The 14,608-nt window shown below is 59.1% G+C and carries 18 protein-coding genes and 1 tRNA gene; 9 read left to right on the top strand and 10 right to left on the bottom strand.

The window, feature by feature from the left end:
• From C9E91_RS07325 to C9E91_RS07310, 4 genes are all read left to right on the top strand, one after another.
• Complete coding sequence (locus tag C9E91_RS07325; protein WP_107107698.1) at positions 1-1,560, top strand: undecaprenyl-phosphate glucose phosphotransferase; 1,560 nt, start codon at positions 1-3, stop codon at positions 1,558-1,560.
• Positions 1,557-2,819 (top strand): O-antigen ligase family protein, encoded by a 1,263-nt coding sequence (locus C9E91_RS07320; protein ID WP_107107697.1) that lies wholly within the window; start codon positions 1,557-1,559, stop codon positions 2,817-2,819. Before C9E91_RS07325 ends, C9E91_RS07320 begins: the two co-directional genes overlap by 4 nt.
• Positions 2,816-4,021 carry a glycosyltransferase family 4 protein gene (locus tag C9E91_RS07315; RefSeq protein WP_107107696.1) on the top strand — a complete coding sequence of 402 codons (1,206 nt, stop codon included), beginning with the start codon at positions 2,816-2,818 and terminating at the stop codon, positions 4,019-4,021. Before C9E91_RS07320 ends, C9E91_RS07315 begins: the two co-directional genes overlap by 4 nt.
• An 85-nt stretch (positions 4,022-4,106) precedes the next feature.
• Entirely contained in the window at positions 4,107-4,397 is a 291-nt protein-coding gene (locus tag C9E91_RS07310; RefSeq protein ID WP_107107695.1) for a helix-turn-helix domain-containing protein, read from the top strand.
• Between the two features lie 98 nt (positions 4,398-4,495).
• On the opposite strand, the gene C9E91_RS07305 is transcribed toward C9E91_RS07310, so the two are convergent.
• Both C9E91_RS07305 and C9E91_RS07300 read right to left on the bottom strand, forming a co-directional pair.
• Positions 4,496-5,512 carry an extracellular catalytic domain type 1 short-chain-length polyhydroxyalkanoate depolymerase gene (locus C9E91_RS07305; RefSeq protein WP_107108109.1) on the bottom strand — a complete coding sequence of 339 codons (1,017 nt, stop codon included), beginning with the start codon at positions 5,510-5,512 and terminating at the stop codon, positions 4,496-4,498.
• A gap of 214 nt (positions 5,513-5,726) precedes the next feature.
• A complete protein-coding gene (locus tag C9E91_RS07300; RefSeq protein ID WP_107107694.1) occupies positions 5,727-5,939 on the bottom strand; it encodes a hypothetical protein in 213 nt (70 codons plus the stop codon).
• Positions 5,940-6,196: 257 nt separating this feature from the next.
• On the opposite strand from C9E91_RS07300, the gene C9E91_RS07295 reads away from it, so the two are divergent.
• Together C9E91_RS07295 and C9E91_RS07290 are read left to right on the top strand one after the other, a co-directional pair.
• Positions 6,197-6,589, top strand: coding sequence for a hypothetical protein (locus C9E91_RS07295; RefSeq protein ID WP_107107693.1), 393 nt, complete (start codon positions 6,197-6,199; stop codon positions 6,587-6,589).
• A gap of 92 nt (positions 6,590-6,681) precedes the next feature.
• On the top strand, positions 6,682-7,371 hold the full coding sequence (locus C9E91_RS07290; RefSeq protein ID WP_107107692.1) for a thermonuclease family protein: 690 nt from the start codon (positions 6,682-6,684) through the stop codon (positions 7,369-7,371).
• Between the two features lie 362 nt (positions 7,372-7,733).
• Here C9E91_RS07290 and C9E91_RS07285 read toward each other — a convergent pair.
• Together C9E91_RS07285 and C9E91_RS07280 are read right to left on the bottom strand one after the other, a co-directional pair.
• A tRNA-Pro gene (locus C9E91_RS07285) sits at positions 7,734-7,810 on the bottom strand.
• Positions 7,811-7,924: 114 nt separating this feature from the next.
• Positions 7,925-8,311, bottom strand: a complete 387-nt coding sequence (locus tag C9E91_RS07280; RefSeq protein ID WP_107107691.1) for a BA14K family protein — start codon at positions 8,309-8,311, stop codon at positions 7,925-7,927.
• Positions 8,312-8,490: 179 nt separating this feature from the next.
• Between C9E91_RS07280 and C9E91_RS07275 the strand changes: the two genes are divergently transcribed.
• Positions 8,491-8,751, top strand: a complete 261-nt coding sequence (locus C9E91_RS07275) for a hypothetical protein (RefSeq protein WP_107107690.1) — start codon at positions 8,491-8,493, stop codon at positions 8,749-8,751.
• A gap of 178 nt (positions 8,752-8,929) precedes the next feature.
• A complete protein-coding gene (locus C9E91_RS07270) occupies positions 8,930-9,211 on the top strand; it encodes a hypothetical protein (RefSeq protein ID WP_107107689.1) in 282 nt (93 codons plus the stop codon).
• Between the two features lie 41 nt (positions 9,212-9,252).
• On the opposite strand, the gene C9E91_RS07265 is transcribed toward C9E91_RS07270, so the two are convergent.
• The 6 genes from C9E91_RS07265 to C9E91_RS07240 all read right to left on the bottom strand — a co-directional run bounded on the left by C9E91_RS07265 (position 9,253) and on the right by C9E91_RS07240 (position 13,808).
• Positions 9,253-9,792, bottom strand: coding sequence for a MerR family transcriptional regulator (locus C9E91_RS07265; RefSeq protein WP_107107688.1), 540 nt, complete (start codon positions 9,790-9,792; stop codon positions 9,253-9,255).
• 227 nt (positions 9,793-10,019) lie between these two features.
• Positions 10,020-10,358 (bottom strand): integration host factor subunit alpha, encoded by a 339-nt coding sequence (locus C9E91_RS07260; protein WP_107107687.1) that lies wholly within the window; start codon positions 10,356-10,358, stop codon positions 10,020-10,022.
• Between the two features lie 107 nt (positions 10,359-10,465).
• Positions 10,466-11,437 carry a beta-ketoacyl-ACP synthase III gene (locus C9E91_RS07255; RefSeq protein ID WP_107107686.1) on the bottom strand — a complete coding sequence of 324 codons (972 nt, stop codon included), beginning with the start codon at positions 11,435-11,437 and terminating at the stop codon, positions 10,466-10,468.
• A gap of 19 nt (positions 11,438-11,456) precedes the next feature.
• Entirely contained in the window at positions 11,457-12,503 is a 1,047-nt protein-coding gene (gene plsX, locus C9E91_RS07250) for a phosphate acyltransferase PlsX (protein WP_107107685.1), read from the bottom strand.
• A gap of 102 nt (positions 12,504-12,605) precedes the next feature.
• Complete coding sequence (locus C9E91_RS07245; RefSeq protein WP_107107684.1) at positions 12,606-13,163, bottom strand: YceD family protein; 558 nt, start codon at positions 13,161-13,163, stop codon at positions 12,606-12,608.
• A 9-nt stretch (positions 13,164-13,172) separates the two neighbouring features.
• Positions 13,173-13,808, bottom strand: a complete 636-nt coding sequence (locus C9E91_RS07240; protein WP_181316029.1) for a ubiquinol-cytochrome C chaperone family protein — start codon at positions 13,806-13,808, stop codon at positions 13,173-13,175.
• Between the two features lie 224 nt (positions 13,809-14,032).
• On the opposite strand from C9E91_RS07240, the gene C9E91_RS07235 reads away from it, so the two are divergent.
• A complete protein-coding gene (locus C9E91_RS07235; protein ID WP_107107682.1) occupies positions 14,033-14,542 on the top strand; it encodes an outer membrane protein assembly factor BamE in 510 nt (169 codons plus the stop codon).
• Positions 14,543-14,608: the final 66 nt, after the last annotated feature.

Here is a 14,608-nt window from a genome sequence, read left to right as displayed (position 1 = left end):
ATGAACCATATTGAAGAGTCCGAGCAATTTAACTTGGACAATATTCGCAAGCAGGTCTCGGAAATTCGCACTCGCGGCACTGAGGAACAGAGCGGCGATCAGGCCAGCGACATCAATGCCTATGCCCGCCAGATCGCCGAGCAATTTCGTGAGAGCAATCAGACGCCGGCAATCATCATCGGGCAATATCGGCTCTTCGAATTCCTGTCATTGCTTGCGGTAGGGCTTGCGGTTCTCTTCTTCCAGACCACACCCGGCATCCACCCCTTCCTGTCGCAGGCGGCGGTGACAATAGCGCTTTGCGGTCTCGCCATCGTCTTCCTGCAAGTCGCTGACGCCTATCAAATCCCGGTCCTGCGCGCGCCGCACCGTTTCCCGCAGCGCATCCTGGCGTCATGGGTGGCCGCGTTTGCGGTTATGGTTCTTGCTCTCCTGCCCTTCGATATCAACCATGTCTATTCGATCCACGCTCTCGGGATCTGGCTTGTTGCCGGCACGGCCTTCCTCGTCGCCGCGCGCGCGGTGTTCGCCTATGGCATCCGCAACTGGGCCCGCAATGGCCTCATGGAAAGACGCGCCGTCATCGTCGGCGGTGGCGAGCCGGCCAAGGAACTGATCCGCGCGCTGGAGCATCAATCCGACAACGATATCCGCATCTGCGGCATCTTCGACGATCGCGGCGAGAAGCGCTCGCCCGTGATGGTCGCCGGCTACCCGAAACTCGGCACCGTCGCCGAACTGGTCGAATTCGCCCGGCTGACTCGCGTCGACATGCTGATCATCGCTCTGCCGATCAGTGCAGAGGAGCGTATTCTGCAGCTCCTCAGAAAGCTTTGGGTACTGCCCGTCGACATCCGACTGGCGGCGCATGCCAACAAGTTGCGCTTCCGCCCGCGTTCCTATTCGCATGTCGGCGCGGTGCCCATGCTCGACATCTTCAACAAGCCGATCCGTGATTGGGATGGCGTTGCCAAGCGCATCTTCGATGTCTTCTTCAGTCTGCTGGCGCTCTGCCTGCTCTGGCCGATCATGCTTGGCGCCGCAATCGCCGTGAAGACCACGTCGAAGGGACCGGTCTTCTTCATGCAGAAGCGCCATGGCTTCAACAACGAGATCATCAAGGTCTTCAAGTTCCGCTCGATGTACACCAATATGAGCGACCCGACGGCCCGCAATGCCGTCACGAAGAACGATCCGCGCGTCACGCCGGTTGGACGCTTCATCCGCAAGACCTCGATCGACGAACTGCCCCAGCTCTTCAACGTGTTGCTAGGCGGTCTGTCGCTTGTCGGCCCGCGTCCGCATGCCGTATTGGCGGCAAGTCACAATCGCGTTTATGCCGACGTGGTCGAAGGCTATTTCGCCCGCCATCGCGTGAAGCCCGGCGTTACGGGCTGGGCGCAGATCAACGGCTGGCGCGGCGAGATCGACAGCGACGACAAAATCAAGTTCCGCACGGCTTACGATCTCTACTACATCGAGAACTGGTCGCTGTACTTCGATCTGAAGATCCTGTTCCTGACGCCCTTCCGTCTCCTCAACACGGAAAACGCCTATTGACCGCGATCGATCTCTCCTATCGGCGCGTCGACCGGCCTCAGCTCGCAACATTGCGCCTGATCGGCACGGCTTGCGTCGCTTTCGGGGTCTTTCTGTCAGGTTTCGTCATCGCCGAGCCGGCGCCCTATGAGCTTTGGGTCGCATTCCTCATCGGCACATGGTTCATCCTTGGGCTGAAGATCTCGCGCAATGTCGCACCGCTTCTGGCGCTGTTCCTGACGTTCAACGTCGGCGGCATGCTGTCGCTGACGCAGATGCGCGACCTCGGCGCGAACTCCCATCTCGACGGACCGATCTATATCGCTGTCTCGACCTTCCTGGCGCTGAGCTCGGTCTTCTATGCTGCGATCATCGAAGACAGCGAAAAGCGGTTGAAGCTGATCTTCAATACTTGGGTCATCGCTGCGCTGATCACCGCGAGCCTCGGCATTCTCGGCTACTTCCACGCCTTTCCGGGCGCTGAAATCTTCACCCGCTATGACCGCGCCATGGGCGTGTTCCAGGACCCGAACGTCTTTGGTCCCTATCTGGTGACACCAACCATCTATCTCATGCACGGCATCCTGATCGGTGACCTGAAGAAGGCGCCGATCAAGGGGCTGTGCTTGGCCGTGCTGGCCTTCGGCATCTTCCTCTCCTTCTCGCGCGCTGCCTGGGGATTGTTCTCCTTCGCGTCGGCGATGCTGATCTTCTGCATGCTGCTGAAACACCGCAGCAATGCCTTCCGGCTGCGCATTCTGGTGATGTCGCTGACGGCAATCCTTCTGATGGTCCTCCTCCTGATCATCGCGCTGCAGTTCCATCAGGTGAGCGACCTGTTCTCGACGCGCACACAGCTCGTGCAGGACTACGATGGCGGCCATCTCGGCCGTTTCGAGCGTCATCGCATCGGCTTCATGCTGTCGATGGAACGGCCGCTCGGTATTGGACCACTCGTCTTTTCCACCCTGTTTCGCGAGGACGAGCACAATATCTGGCTGAAAACACTGACCACCTATGGCTGGCTCGGCTTTTTCTGCTGGGTCAGCATGATCTGCTGGACCGTCTATATCGGCTTCCGCAACTTTTTGAAGGAACGCCCCTGGCAGCCCTACTTGATGATCGCCTGGATCGTCATTCTCGGCCATGTCGGCATCGGCAACGTCATCGACACCGATCATTGGCGCCATCTCTACATGCTGATCGGCATCGTCTGGGGCTGCGGGGCGCTTGAACAACATTATCAGCGCAGCTTGGCCCGAAGGGAAGCAGCACCGTGACTATCAATGTCGGCATCAAACGCCTGTCGCTGCTGCAAGTTCTCGAGCCAAGCGGCGGCGGTTCCGGGCGGCATTTCCTCGATCTCTGCCGCGCCATGCAGCGTCGCGGCCATTCGGTGACGGCGATCTATTCGCCTTTGCGCGCCGAAGCGGCTTTCGTGGCTGAACTGGAGGGCATGGGTCTCGACAGCGTCATCTCGCTCGCCATGCGGCGCGCGCCGGGCCCATGGGATATCACCGCTTGGTGGCAAATTCGCAAGATCGTCGCCCAGCACGGGCCGTTTCATCTGATCCATGGCCACAGCTCCAAAGCCGGAGCGCTGACGCGGCTGAGATTGCCGGGCCCGCATATCCCGGTGCTCTACACGCCGCATGCCTTTCGCACCATGGATCCGACGCTCGGGTCCAAAGGCCGGATGATCTATGGCGGCATCGAGAGGCTGCTCGGCAACTGGCTGTCCGACCGGCTGATCTGCGTGTCTCGCGATGAATACAATCACGCGCTGTCGATCGGCATTCCGGAGGAGCGGCTGCGTATCGTCGTCAACGGCGTCAGCGCGCCTCCATCAGGCCAACGCGCCGCTATCCGCGCGCGTTATGGGATACCGCAGGACGCCCTGCTCTTTGGTTTCGTCGGCCGGCTGACGCCGCAGAAGGCGCCGCAGCGACTGGTCGAAGCCTTTGCCCTCATTGCCGCGGACTTGCCGCAAGCGCGTCTGCTGATGATCGGGATCGGCGAGTTGGCCGGCACTGTCGGCGATATGATCAAGGCCGCCGGCTTGGAAGACCGCGCCCATCTCGATAGCTCTATCCCCGGCGCCACCGCCGTCGACGCCTTCGATGTCGTCGTCATGCCGAGCCGCTATGAGGCCATGTCCTATGTCATGCTCGAGGCTGCGGCCGGCGGCAAGCCATTGCTGTTGACCGATGTCGGCGGCGCGCGCACGGTGATCGAGCCCGGCAAGAACGGCTATATCGTTCCCAACAGCGACGATCCCGCGGAGCTGGCCGCGGCGATGACGCGCTTTGCCGATCCGAAATTGCTGCGAAGCTTCACCGCCGAGGCCCGGCGGCGCAAGGATGGCTATACGCTCGCCGGCATGGCCGATGCGACAGAGGCAATCTACTTCGAATTGCTCGGCTATCGCGTTCCTAACTTCCTAAGAACGCCGGAAAAAATCGCGCTGCGCAGCGCGTCGTGAAGACCGCGACCTCATTTTAAGTTCGCGCGTGATTCCAACCTGAAAATCGGTTCCGATTTTCAGGTTTATGCGCTAAATTTCAGAGATGATCACATCAGCGCAACTACGCGGCGCACGCGCCATGCTCGGACTGACGACTGAGACGCTTGCCGCCGAGAGCCACCTCTCTGTAACGACGATTGAAACGCTGGAAAGCGACGTCAGCCTGGCGGATGCTAAGGCGCTTGTCGCCCTGCGTGGCGCCCTCGAAGCCCATGGCATATCGTTCCTCGCCAGCGGGAGCGACGAAGCCGGCGGCGCCGGCATTCGCTTCAAGCATTGGGCGGAAGATGGCGGCATCCGGCCGGAAAACCTGAACGCCACCAACGACGACTGAGGCTTGGAGCAATTCCAGGAAAACTGCGCAGCGGTTTTCCGTCCTGGAATTGCGTAAAAACAATAGGCTAGAGCGATTCCGCGAAGCTCTGAACCGGTCTAGGCCAGCCCCCAATTCCGAACCAGTTGCTCCGGCGCGGAGAGAGCCGCGGGCAAGATGAAGCGTTCGGTATCGTTGGCTGGCTCCCTGCCCTCGGCGACGGGACAGATCGGCAGGCCATGGCCGAAGTCGTTCAAGGTCACCAGCTCCAGCACCACATCGCCATAGTCATTGCGCCATTCGCGCCGCTCGCCGCCTTCGAACAGGCGCAACCGACCCTTGGTCTGTGGACGCTCATGCACGGCCAGCCACTGCGCCACCGACGCTTCGGCATTGCCGAACGAAACGACGTCATCATCGGTGCCATGCCAGATGGAGACCGCTGGAAAACGATCAGCATCCGGCGAAACTTCACGAACGAGTTCGGCCCATTTTTCAGCCGGGCGTGCGGCGGCTCTCTTCATCACATCCAGCGCGGACATGGCATCGCGGGCAGCGCCGAAGGGCAGACCGCCGATGACGGCGCCGGCAGCAAACAGCTCCGGATAGGTGGCAAGCAACGCCGAAGCCATGGCGCCGCCGGCCGATAGGCCCATGACGAAGATCTTGCTGTCGTCGATAGCATGCAGCCGGCGGCTGAAATCAATCATCTCGCGGATCGAACCCAGCTCGCCGCGATCGCGGGTCACCAGGCTCGGGCGGAACCAATTGAAACAGAGATTGGCATTGTTGGACTGCTTCTGCTCGGCATAGAGCACGGCGAAACCGTGCTGGCGCGCCAAGGCCGTCCAGCCGCTGGCGCGATCGAAATCCTCGGCATTCTGATGACAGCCATGCAAGACAACGACGAGCGGCATCGGACCTTTGACGCCCGTCGGCACATATTCCAGCATACGTAGATCGCCAGGGTTGCGCCCGAACCACAGAACCTCCGTCAGACGCTGCGGCGCGAGCTGCGTGGGGACGCGCCGGCGTGCCGGCTGCGATCGCGGCCGCGTCACGGGGAATTTAAGCTGTGGCAGCTCAACGGAATCAACGAGCAAACGGCGAAGCCGGCTCGGAACTTTGAAATTCATCATAGACCTTTCAAATTATCCGCGCCCACCGTAATTGACTTTATTTGGCGGGCGGGCCGCACATCGACCCCGCGGGGCAACGAGATCGAGCAATCGACTCTCCTTGTGCGATGCAGCAAATATAAGGCGGCGACACGCATTCGAGCAGGCACAAAGCGTCATTGCTGCTATGTGAAATCGGCTTAAATCGATTAGATGCCTGGTGGAAAAGGCGTCAGAGATAGGCTTTCGCAAGCGCGAGGAGCTTTGCATCCTCTTTCACGCCCTGACGATAGAGCTGTATCATCAGGGCACCCAGGCGTTCGGCTTCCTGGCTGCGGAGACTGATGCCGCGATCCACACAGACGGCACCCAATACCTTTTCCAAACGATCCAAATCGTCGGAAAACAAGGGTAAATCCTGTGGATGGATGGAGGTTTCTAACATGGCGCCGCCTCGTCCGTCGGGCAGCACGCAGATAAACTCGCCGGTGCCCGTTTGTTAAACCGACGATACAGAAAGTGACTATGCGCCCTGCCCAGAGGCTTGGCAAGCGAGGTTTTATGGGAACGGCTCTTTATCTTGAAGCGCTGCCGATTCGGAGAAATATGCTCCGCAATTCTCACAAGATTACAATTTTAAGTTACCCCATCACTAAGCCTTCACCGATGCCTGAGATAAGGGTTGGAAACGGAGGCCTACCGATGAACAAGCGCCTGATCTCGGCGACACTTTGCATGCTTCTGCTCGGCGCTGCAGGCCCGGCCCTTTCACAATCCTTTTCGGGATTGCCGCTGCGTGGTCAGCACCAGATTCCCGATGGCTATATCTCCGTGCAATCTGGGATATCGCTTTCCATCCCGATCGCTGATGGCAACGATGAAAAGCAGCAGCAGGATGCAATCAAATCCTTCTATCGCATTGCTGCCAGCAACTGCGCCGTACTGCTGGACACCATTGCCGACGATTGCCAGATTACCGGCCTTTCCAGCAACACCGATGCCACCAATATCGACGGCCGCGGGCAGAAGCTGATGGTGCGTGGTCAAATCACCATGGCGATCAAGCTGAAGCCTGCCGCCGGCGCAGGGAAGTGAATAAGGGTTCCGTGTGGCCACTCGGCAACGGGAAGCCAACGGATCGGTAAGAAATCTTGGCGATAATTTCCTCGCAATAGAGGAATGAAGCCATGGCAAAAGCGAAACGACGCACGCGGCGCAAGCCACAGCCTAAATCGGGCAATTCGATGTGGCTATGGGGCATGGTCGGTCTAGCGACAGTGGCCGGCATGTACGCCTATGAGCATCGCCGGGATATGCCTTCACTGCAGGCCCCTTCATTGCAGGCCTATGCCGGCGCCGCCGGCGTTCGGCATGTGCCGCAGGAGGCGCCGGTGCCGACTACCAAACCGAAGGTCAAAACGGCTGCCGTCATTCCCGAACGTCCGGCTTCGACGCTGCCGGTCCCTCCAAACGTAATCCCCGTTGCCATGCCGGCGAATCGGATGCTGGCCGCAGCCGCACCCGAAACCGGTGGACGGTTCGGCCTTTGCGGCGGCGAAACCGGCATCAACTGCGTCGTCGACGGCAACACCTTCTGGCAGAATGGTATCAAGATCCGCCTGGCGGACATCGATGTGCCTGACCTCGAGCCATCGCATTGCGCCGGCGAACGGCAAAAGGCCACCGCCGCGAAGCTGCGGCTGCAGGCCCTTCTCAACAACGACACCTTCGTGCTCTCCGGCAGCGGACGCGGCGACGATCAGCACGGCGGCAAATTCCGCATCGCCATGCGCGCCGGCCGATCCATCGGCGATCAGTTGGTTGCGGAAGGACTGGCCCGCCGCTGGACGGGGCAAGCAACGTCGTGGTGCAGCTAAGTCAATAAGATTTGGCTAGGATTTCAAGGAGATGAATGGTCCTGGCGAGCTGGACCACTAACAGCAGAAAGGCCGAACGATGTCCTCGCCGGCCTTCCTTGCTCCATTTCGATGCTGCCGGTACATCCGCGGTCAGCAATCAGAACTGGTTCATGAGCGAAGTATGGCGCTTCTGCGGGATTGTGCAATAGGTAAATCGGAGTAGGACGGTCGAAGGGCCGCCGTCCTCAGTGCTTCAGAAAGATCTAAGCAGGGATAGTTGTCACAGGTGAGGACGTTTCCGAACGTCGCGGCTTGACTATATTTCCGGCTGTAAAGACTTCAGCCAAATCACTTATCTGGGGCTAAGTGATTGATTTTAATGGTCGGGGCGACTGGACTCGAACCAGCGACCCCTTGACCCCCAGTCAAGTGCGCTACCGGGCTGCGCTACGCCCCGACCTGCCTAAAAGGCCTGATCCTGTTAGACTTTCGGGCATGGCAGCGCAAGAGGTAAAATCGCAGGTCCGGATAAAAATGGTATCGCGAACGCGAAAAGCCCTCGCTCTGCTGATCACCTGCATGCCCGCCGCGGCCCGTGGCTTGGCTGATATGTATTGTCCGAGGCGCGGTATGACGGGTAGCGGTCGGCACAGGCTTGCGCATGGCTGTCGTAATAGCCTTCCGTGCGCTGCCTGTTGAAGAGCGTGCCGGTCACGAAAGACTTGAACAGCACACCGCTGTCGGAATTGTCGTCATAGTAACCGTCGAAACCATGGAATTTATGGCCTTCGTGCCATTGGTTATGGCTGTGGTGTCCATGGTCGTGGACCTGGATGATGTCGGATTGCTCCGGCACCGAGAGCGCCGGCATGGTGATGGCGTCAGCCGGCATAGCGGCGCTTGCTGCCAGCAATGCACTAAAACCCACGACAGCCATCGATCTTGTGATCGTTCGCATCTGTGACTCCTTCGAATTCCAACGGCGGCAGATCAAGCAAATCTGCGTGAAAAATCTTGCCGCAGGCCACTCCGGCATTACTTCTATATAATGGCTTCGAGCCGCGCTCACAGATGCCTTTCTGCCTTTCTTCTCCAACGGATTTTCTTTGAATAAGAAGTGATTAGAAAGTTACGGCGATGAAGTCCCTGATTGCCTTTCTGCTATGTGCGCCGCTGCTTGCCGCGTGCACCACAACCGAACAATCTCTGCAGCCAATTCCCGGCAGCATCACCTATCGCGGCCAGCCGCAATTGAAGCTGACGCTATCGCCTCCAGGCACCCGTTTGCCGCACCATTTCGTCAATCAGTGGGGCCAGGATGTCTACGAAACTTACATCATCCAGCCCGATCGCAGCCTGAAGCTCGTCAGCAGGGAAACGATGACCCGGCCGTTCTAGCGACGGAGAGTTTTGGGCAATTGCTCGGCAAAGGCGTAGAAGCTGCGCCGCTTCATCTCGCGGGGTATTTTAGCTGTATTGAATGCCAGCAATAAATAAATACAATCCGCCGGTCGGGGATTACAATCGTCTGTGGCAACCGCAGTGGCGCAGACGGCTAGATCAGCGGGAAAAGCCTATGTTTTTCAAAATGATAAGCATATCTCTCCTCACCGTCGGCATGGTCACGACGGCAATGGCGGCGTCAAGCGGTCATGGCGGTGATCGCGGCGGCTGGGGCGACAGCCCGGGCGCAGACGACCCCGGCAACTATCGCAACACCATTGTCGGTGATCGCAACACGAGCAGCGCAGTGGAAAAAGACCCCAATGCGTGCTGGACGCTACCGCGCTCCGCTGATGGCAAATCGATCGTTGCGCCGAGCGAGGCGAACCCCACCGTCCCGCGCAAGTGCAACTGAGCCGGTGGGCAGCCGATCAGTGTCTTCGGGTGGCTTTTATCTCACCGCACCTGATCGAGTAGGCGCTTGCATTCCAGCAGGTCGTAAAGCGTTTCCTGCAGCAGCGCCCGATCTTCCTTGCCGACGCTCGACTTGCCGATGGAAACGTCGGGAGCCTCGTCTTCACCGGCGACGAAGTTGAAGAAGCGGCGACTGATCGGCGCTTTGGGACGGCCGACGATTTGGTCGTCGTCTGGCGAGCCGACGCGCGGCTCGGCTACGGCCGGCTCTTGCGTGGTAGCTAGCGCCTCGACGCTTGCGAGATCGCCATGACCGACGGCGATGACGAATTTGTTGCCGTTGGTCTTCAGAAGCTTCTGAACGCCTTTGATCGTATAGCCATGGTCATAAAGCAAATGGCGGATGCCGTTCAGGAGGTCGACGTCCTCAGGGCGATAGTAGCGCCGGCCGCCGCCGCGCTTCATCGGCTTGATCTGCGGGAAACGGGTTTCCCAGAAACGCAGGACATGCTGGGGCAGATCAAGGTCTTCCGCGACTTCGCTGATCGTGCGAAATGCATCCGGGCTCTTGTCCATCGTCATACTCCCACACCATGACCGCGGCGCTATCAGGCCAAATCATGCGAAACCGCATATCCGCACCGCAGCTCATCGCGATACGACTCATCATATTTCAACGGTTTGCGGGGAGAAATTCAAGTCGTCTCTTCAGCTCTTTCGCAAGCAAGCCGAAAAATAACCGCGAATAACCTGGAAAACAGCGCGCCGATGCGCACGGCACCGGCTCCGCCAATGTCTGTTTTGCTGGATCAGGAAACGGGATTTACCGGCCGGGCTTTCGCCTTGCGGCTGGCATGGGCTTTCAGGATGCGCGTCTTGAGGACGTTGGACGCCTTGAACGTCATGACACGGCGCGGAGAGATCGGCACTTCTTCGCCGGTCTTCGGATTTCGACCGATGCGTTCGTTCTTGTCGCGCACCTGAAACGTCGCGAAGGAGGAGAGTTTTACAGTTTCGCCACGCACGATGGCGTTGCAAATTTCGTCGATCACCGTTTCGACCAGTTCCGCCGATTCAGTCCGGGACAGACCGACTTTCCGGAATACCGACTCTGCCAAGTCCGCGCGCGTCACTGTCTTGCCGGTCATAGTTCCCCGCCCATATTGCTACGTAATTATATTCAAGCTGCAAGAGACTATTGCCCTTGCACCAAACGGTCAAGCTCTTGTTAGGAATCGGATTTTAGAGACGAGGCCTACCAGCGCACCAGGACGGCGCCCCAGGTAAAACCGCCGCCCATGGCTTCCAGCATCACCAGATCGCCCTTCTTGATCCGGCCGTCGCCTGCCGCTACGGCAAGCGCGAGCGGGATCGAGGCTGCTGAAGTATTGCCATGGAGATCCACGGTAACCACAACCTTCTCGGGAGCAATTCCGAGCTTTTTAGCCGACCCGTCGATGATGCGGCGGTTCGCCTGATGCGGCACCAGCCAGTCGAGATCATCGGCCGTCACTTTTGCCGCTTCGAAGGTGGCCTGGATGACATCGGTGATCATGCCGACGGCATGTTTGAACACTTCCCGGCCCGCCATATGCAACACGCCGACCGTTCCTGTCGAGGAAGGGCCGCCGTCGACGTAAAGCTTGTCCTTGTGTGCACCGTCGGAGCGCAGGCTGGCCGTCAGCACGCCGCGATCGCTGCTGGCGCCGGTCCCCTCGCCCGCTTCGAGGATGAGCGCACCGGCGCCGTCGCCGAAGAGGACGCAGGTCGTGCGGTCCGTCCAGTCGAGAATGCGGGAGAATGTTTCGGCGCCGATGACAAGCACGCGCTTGGCGACGCCGCCACGAATGTAAGCGTCGGCTGTCGTCACCGCATAGACGAAGCCCGAACACACGGCCTGGAGATCGAAGGCGAAGCCATGATGCATGCCCAGACGGTTCTGGATGTTCACCGCGGTGGCGGGAAAGGTATTGTCCGGCGTCGAGGTGGCGACGATGATCAGGTCGATATCGTCAGTCGTGAGGCCGGCATTGGCAAGGGCTGACCGCGCCGCCTGCTCACCGAGCGAGGCAGTGGTCTCACCTTCGCCGGCAATGTAACGCTGGCGGATGCCGGTGCGCTGGACAATCCAGTCGTCGCTCGTGTCGACGACTTGCTCCAAATCGCGATTGGTCATGACGCGCTTGGGAAGCGCCGATCCAAATCCGCGAACAACTGAACGGATCATTCTTGTTATACCCCGTCGCTCATGCCGCTTCCGGTCCGATCGGCGGCTGCCGTTTGGCATGATATTTTTTCAGATCGTTGTCGATTTTTTGGGTGAGGCCATTCTTGGCCATGTCATAGCCGACATCGATGGCGGCCGCGAAGGCCTCGGCGTTGGCGCCACCGTGGCTCTTGATGACGATGCCGTTGAGGCCGAGGAAGACGCCGCCGTTGACCTTGCTCGGATCAAGCTTCTCGCGCAGCAGATCGAAGGCGCCCTTGGCGAAGATATAGCCTATGCGGGCCAGCAGCGTCCGGCTCATGGCCGCGCGTAGATAAGCGCCGATCTGCTTTGCCGTACCCTCGGCCGCCTTCAATGCGATATTGCCGGAAAAACCCTCCGTCACGACCACATCGACCGTACCCTTGCCGATATCGTCGCCCTCGACGAAGCCGAAATATTCGAGCGATTCGAGGTTGGCTTCGCGGATCAGGCGGCCGGCTTCCTTGACGTCTTCCTGGCCCTTGATTTCTTCGACGCCGACATTCAGGAGACCAATGGTCGGCCGTTCGATTTCGAAGAGTGCGCGCGCCATGGCACCACCCATCAGGGCGAAATCCAGCAATTGCTGTGAATCGGCGCCGATGGTCGCGCCGACATCGAGCACGATGCTTTCGCCGCGCAGCGTCGGCCAGATCGCGGCGATCGCGGGACGTTCGATGTTGGCCATGGTGCGCAAACAGAACTTCGCCATGGCCATCAGCGCACCGGTATTGCCGGCGGAAACGACGACATCTGCATCGCCGACCTTCACCGCCTCGATCGAGCGCCACATGCTGGAGATATAGCGGCCGCGGCGCAGGGCCTGGCTCGGCTTTTCATCCATGCTGATGGCGACATCGCATTCGTGAAAGACGGATTTTTCCCGAAGTTTCGGATATTTGCCGAGGATCGCTTCGCAACGATCCTTCTGGCCGTACATGACGAACGTAATATCGGGATGCCTATCCAGCGCCTTGGCCGCGCCAGGAATGACAACCTCAGGGCCGAAGTCGCCACCCATTAGGTCAAGAGAAATTCTGATCACGCGTCCCTAGTCCTTTTTGTCCGCCGGACCCGGCGAATTTGGCGTCAAAATACCGGTTTCTCCTCGCGTTACAACTGAATTGTGTTCAATTGCCAGAGGGGTCTATTCCTTTTTCCAGTCTTTCAGGACAGCGAAAGGCGACGGTTTCTTGTCATCTTCGCCACTGTCCTCGATGTGGCCTTCGAACTCGATCCCGGGCTTGCGCGGATAGGGATCGATGGCAAGCGCTGCAAATTCTGCGACGACGGCGCCGGCATCGATCGTATCACCGGTGAAGGTTTCCGGAAGATCCGGACCGTCGGGATCGAGCACCATTTCGCCGGCATCCAAGGCCGGCGCCCGGGCCAGCTTCGAATCCTCGGGGATGAAAATGTGTTCGAAATCCTCGTCGATCTCCGATTCGACCGGCTCCAGCGTGACCACGCAAGCCTGAACGATCTTCGCGTGGACATTGCCCTTGATGCGGACACCGTCGCGCTTCCAGCGGGAGATCTTCAATTCCGCTGTGAGTTTCTCGACGGAAAGTACGTCCCAAAGCGCGGCCAAGCCGACAAGCTCTCTCTTGTCGGCCTCGAGATGCACGTCCACCGGGTTGGCGGAGATGTGGCCGACCTTCACGGGATAGGAAAAGGGTGTTTCGTCGGAGTTGGGTCTTTTCATTTTTGTCTCCTAAAGTACGTCTTTGCCGATATCGGATGCGGCCTTGCCGATCTCGGGTGGCTGCGGGAGCGTTGCGGAGCCGGTGGCGATCTCGGTTTCCGCGATCCCCGACAGATGCGCCTCGGCGGTCATCATCCAATCCGCCAGGCCGATCATCGAGGGAGCTTCCTCGCCTGCCTTGGGATAGATATTGCGCCGGAGGGCAGCGGCCAGTGCGTCACGGTCGTTCCCGTCCATCGCGGCAGCGTAGCTTTCCAGCCGTCCGTAAAACATGCCGGCCAGTTTCTTCATCCGCTTCGGTACGCTGTTATCGCCAATTCCGAGTTCGCGGATCGAATAATCGATATCCTCAAAAAAGGCATCGACGATTTCCTGCGCAAGCTCCTGACCGCTGGTTTCCGAAGAACGTGTACGGCGGAAAAACAGGATCATCACCGCCGACAGCAGCTCGAAACGCCCCATGACCGAATCCGGCACATCGTAGTCCGTATAGAAAACCGGCTGGCGCGCCATCGAGGTCAGGGTGTCATATTGCCTGACGACGATGATCTGGTTGTGATTTCTTTTGCGGAAGAGCCCAAAAATCATGAAAATTCCCGGAATTGGCTCATTCAGAGCGCCCCGTTGCGCTTGGCCTTGTTGCATCCACTTGAAAGCTGGTTTACCGAAGCAGGCGCGAATTGCAATGCCGTTTGTGCCCGCTTCAAAGGTCCCGCCCCAAGCCGTCGTCACTCCCGTGCATGATTGGTTATGAAGAGTGCCGAACAACATCGCTGTGTCTTCCGCAATCGCGGAATGGCCACAATGATGTGCACAGCAAGGTCACATCGGCCGTTCGGCCATCGGTTTGATTCATTAGGGGAGATGAGATGTCGTTGACGAGACGGTATTTCAAGTCTGACAGGACTTTCATCAGCAGTGCCGCTATCGCTCTGGTGATTGCCACCGCGGGGCTCGCGGGCTGCCAGACCAGCGAGGTCATGAACAACGGCTACATCTTCGACCAGCAATCGCTCAATCTCGTGCCTGTCGGCTCGAGCCGCGAGCAGGTGCTGCTTTCGCTCGGCACGCCGTCGACGACGGCGACCTTCGATGGCGAAGTCTTCTATTACATCTCCCAGAAGCGCACGCGCGCTGTGGCCTTCATGAAGCCGAAGCTGGTCGACCAGAACATCCTGGCGATTTATTTCGACAAGGACGGCATTGTGAAGCAGGAAGCCAACTACACGCTGAAGGACGGCAAGGTCTTCGACATGATCAGCCGCACGACGCCAACCGGCGGCCGCGACATGACCTTCCTACAACAGATCCTGCAGGGCGGCGGCAACGGCATCAACGGCGCGAAGAACTTCCTCAACAACCTCAACGCCGGCCAGTAAACCGGCGAGATCACATCAAAAAACCCGCGAAGCGCAGGCTTCGCGGGTTTTTCATTTGTATGACGC

The organism is Rhizobium sp. SEMIA4064 (genome assembly GCF_003025035.1).
GTDB lineage: Bacteria > Pseudomonadota > Alphaproteobacteria > Rhizobiales > Rhizobiaceae > Rhizobium > Rhizobium paranaense.
Note: the sequence above shows the minus strand (reverse complement) of the source record. Positions and strands in the feature narration are given on the sequence as shown.

Bases quoted from the DNA above. Each gene is read 5' to 3' on its own strand.
- C9E91_RS07240 (WP_181316029.1), bottom strand. From the start codon at position 13,808: ATGCAACAAGGCCAAGCGCAACGGGGCGCTCTGAATGAGCCAATTCCG.
- C9E91_RS07290 (WP_107107692.1), top strand. From the start codon at position 6,682: ATGGCAAAAGCGAAACGACGCACGCGGCGCAAGCCACAGCCTAAATCG.
- C9E91_RS07300 (WP_107107694.1), bottom strand. From the start codon at position 5,939: ATGTTAGAAACCTCCATCCATCCACAGGATTTACCCTTGTTTTCCGAC.
- C9E91_RS07245 (WP_107107684.1), bottom strand. From the start codon at position 13,163: ATGAAAAGACCCAACTCCGACGAAACACCCTTTTCCTATCCCGTGAAG.
- C9E91_RS07270 (WP_107107689.1), top strand. From the start codon at position 8,930: ATGTTTTTCAAAATGATAAGCATATCTCTCCTCACCGTCGGCATGGTC.
- C9E91_RS07325 (WP_107107698.1), top strand. From the start codon at position 1: ATGAACCATATTGAAGAGTCCGAGCAATTTAACTTGGACAATATTCGC.
- C9E91_RS07305 (WP_107108109.1), bottom strand. From the start codon at position 5,512: ATGAATTTCAAAGTTCCGAGCCGGCTTCGCCGTTTGCTCGTTGATTCC.
- C9E91_RS07295 (WP_107107693.1), top strand. From the start codon at position 6,197: ATGAACAAGCGCCTGATCTCGGCGACACTTTGCATGCTTCTGCTCGGC.
- C9E91_RS07310 (WP_107107695.1), top strand. From the start codon at position 4,107: ATGATCACATCAGCGCAACTACGCGGCGCACGCGCCATGCTCGGACTG.
- C9E91_RS07280 (WP_107107691.1), bottom strand. From the start codon at position 8,311: ATGCGAACGATCACAAGATCGATGGCTGTCGTGGGTTTTAGTGCATTG.
- C9E91_RS07260 (WP_107107687.1), bottom strand. From the start codon at position 10,358: ATGACCGGCAAGACAGTGACGCGCGCGGACTTGGCAGAGTCGGTATTC.
- C9E91_RS07265 (WP_107107688.1), bottom strand. From the start codon at position 9,792: ATGACGATGGACAAGAGCCCGGATGCATTTCGCACGATCAGCGAAGTC.
- C9E91_RS07275 (WP_107107690.1), top strand. From the start codon at position 8,491: ATGAAGTCCCTGATTGCCTTTCTGCTATGTGCGCCGCTGCTTGCCGCG.
- C9E91_RS07255 (WP_107107686.1), bottom strand. From the start codon at position 11,437: ATGATCCGTTCAGTTGTTCGCGGATTTGGATCGGCGCTTCCCAAGCGC.
- C9E91_RS07235 (WP_107107682.1), top strand. From the start codon at position 14,033: ATGTCGTTGACGAGACGGTATTTCAAGTCTGACAGGACTTTCATCAGC.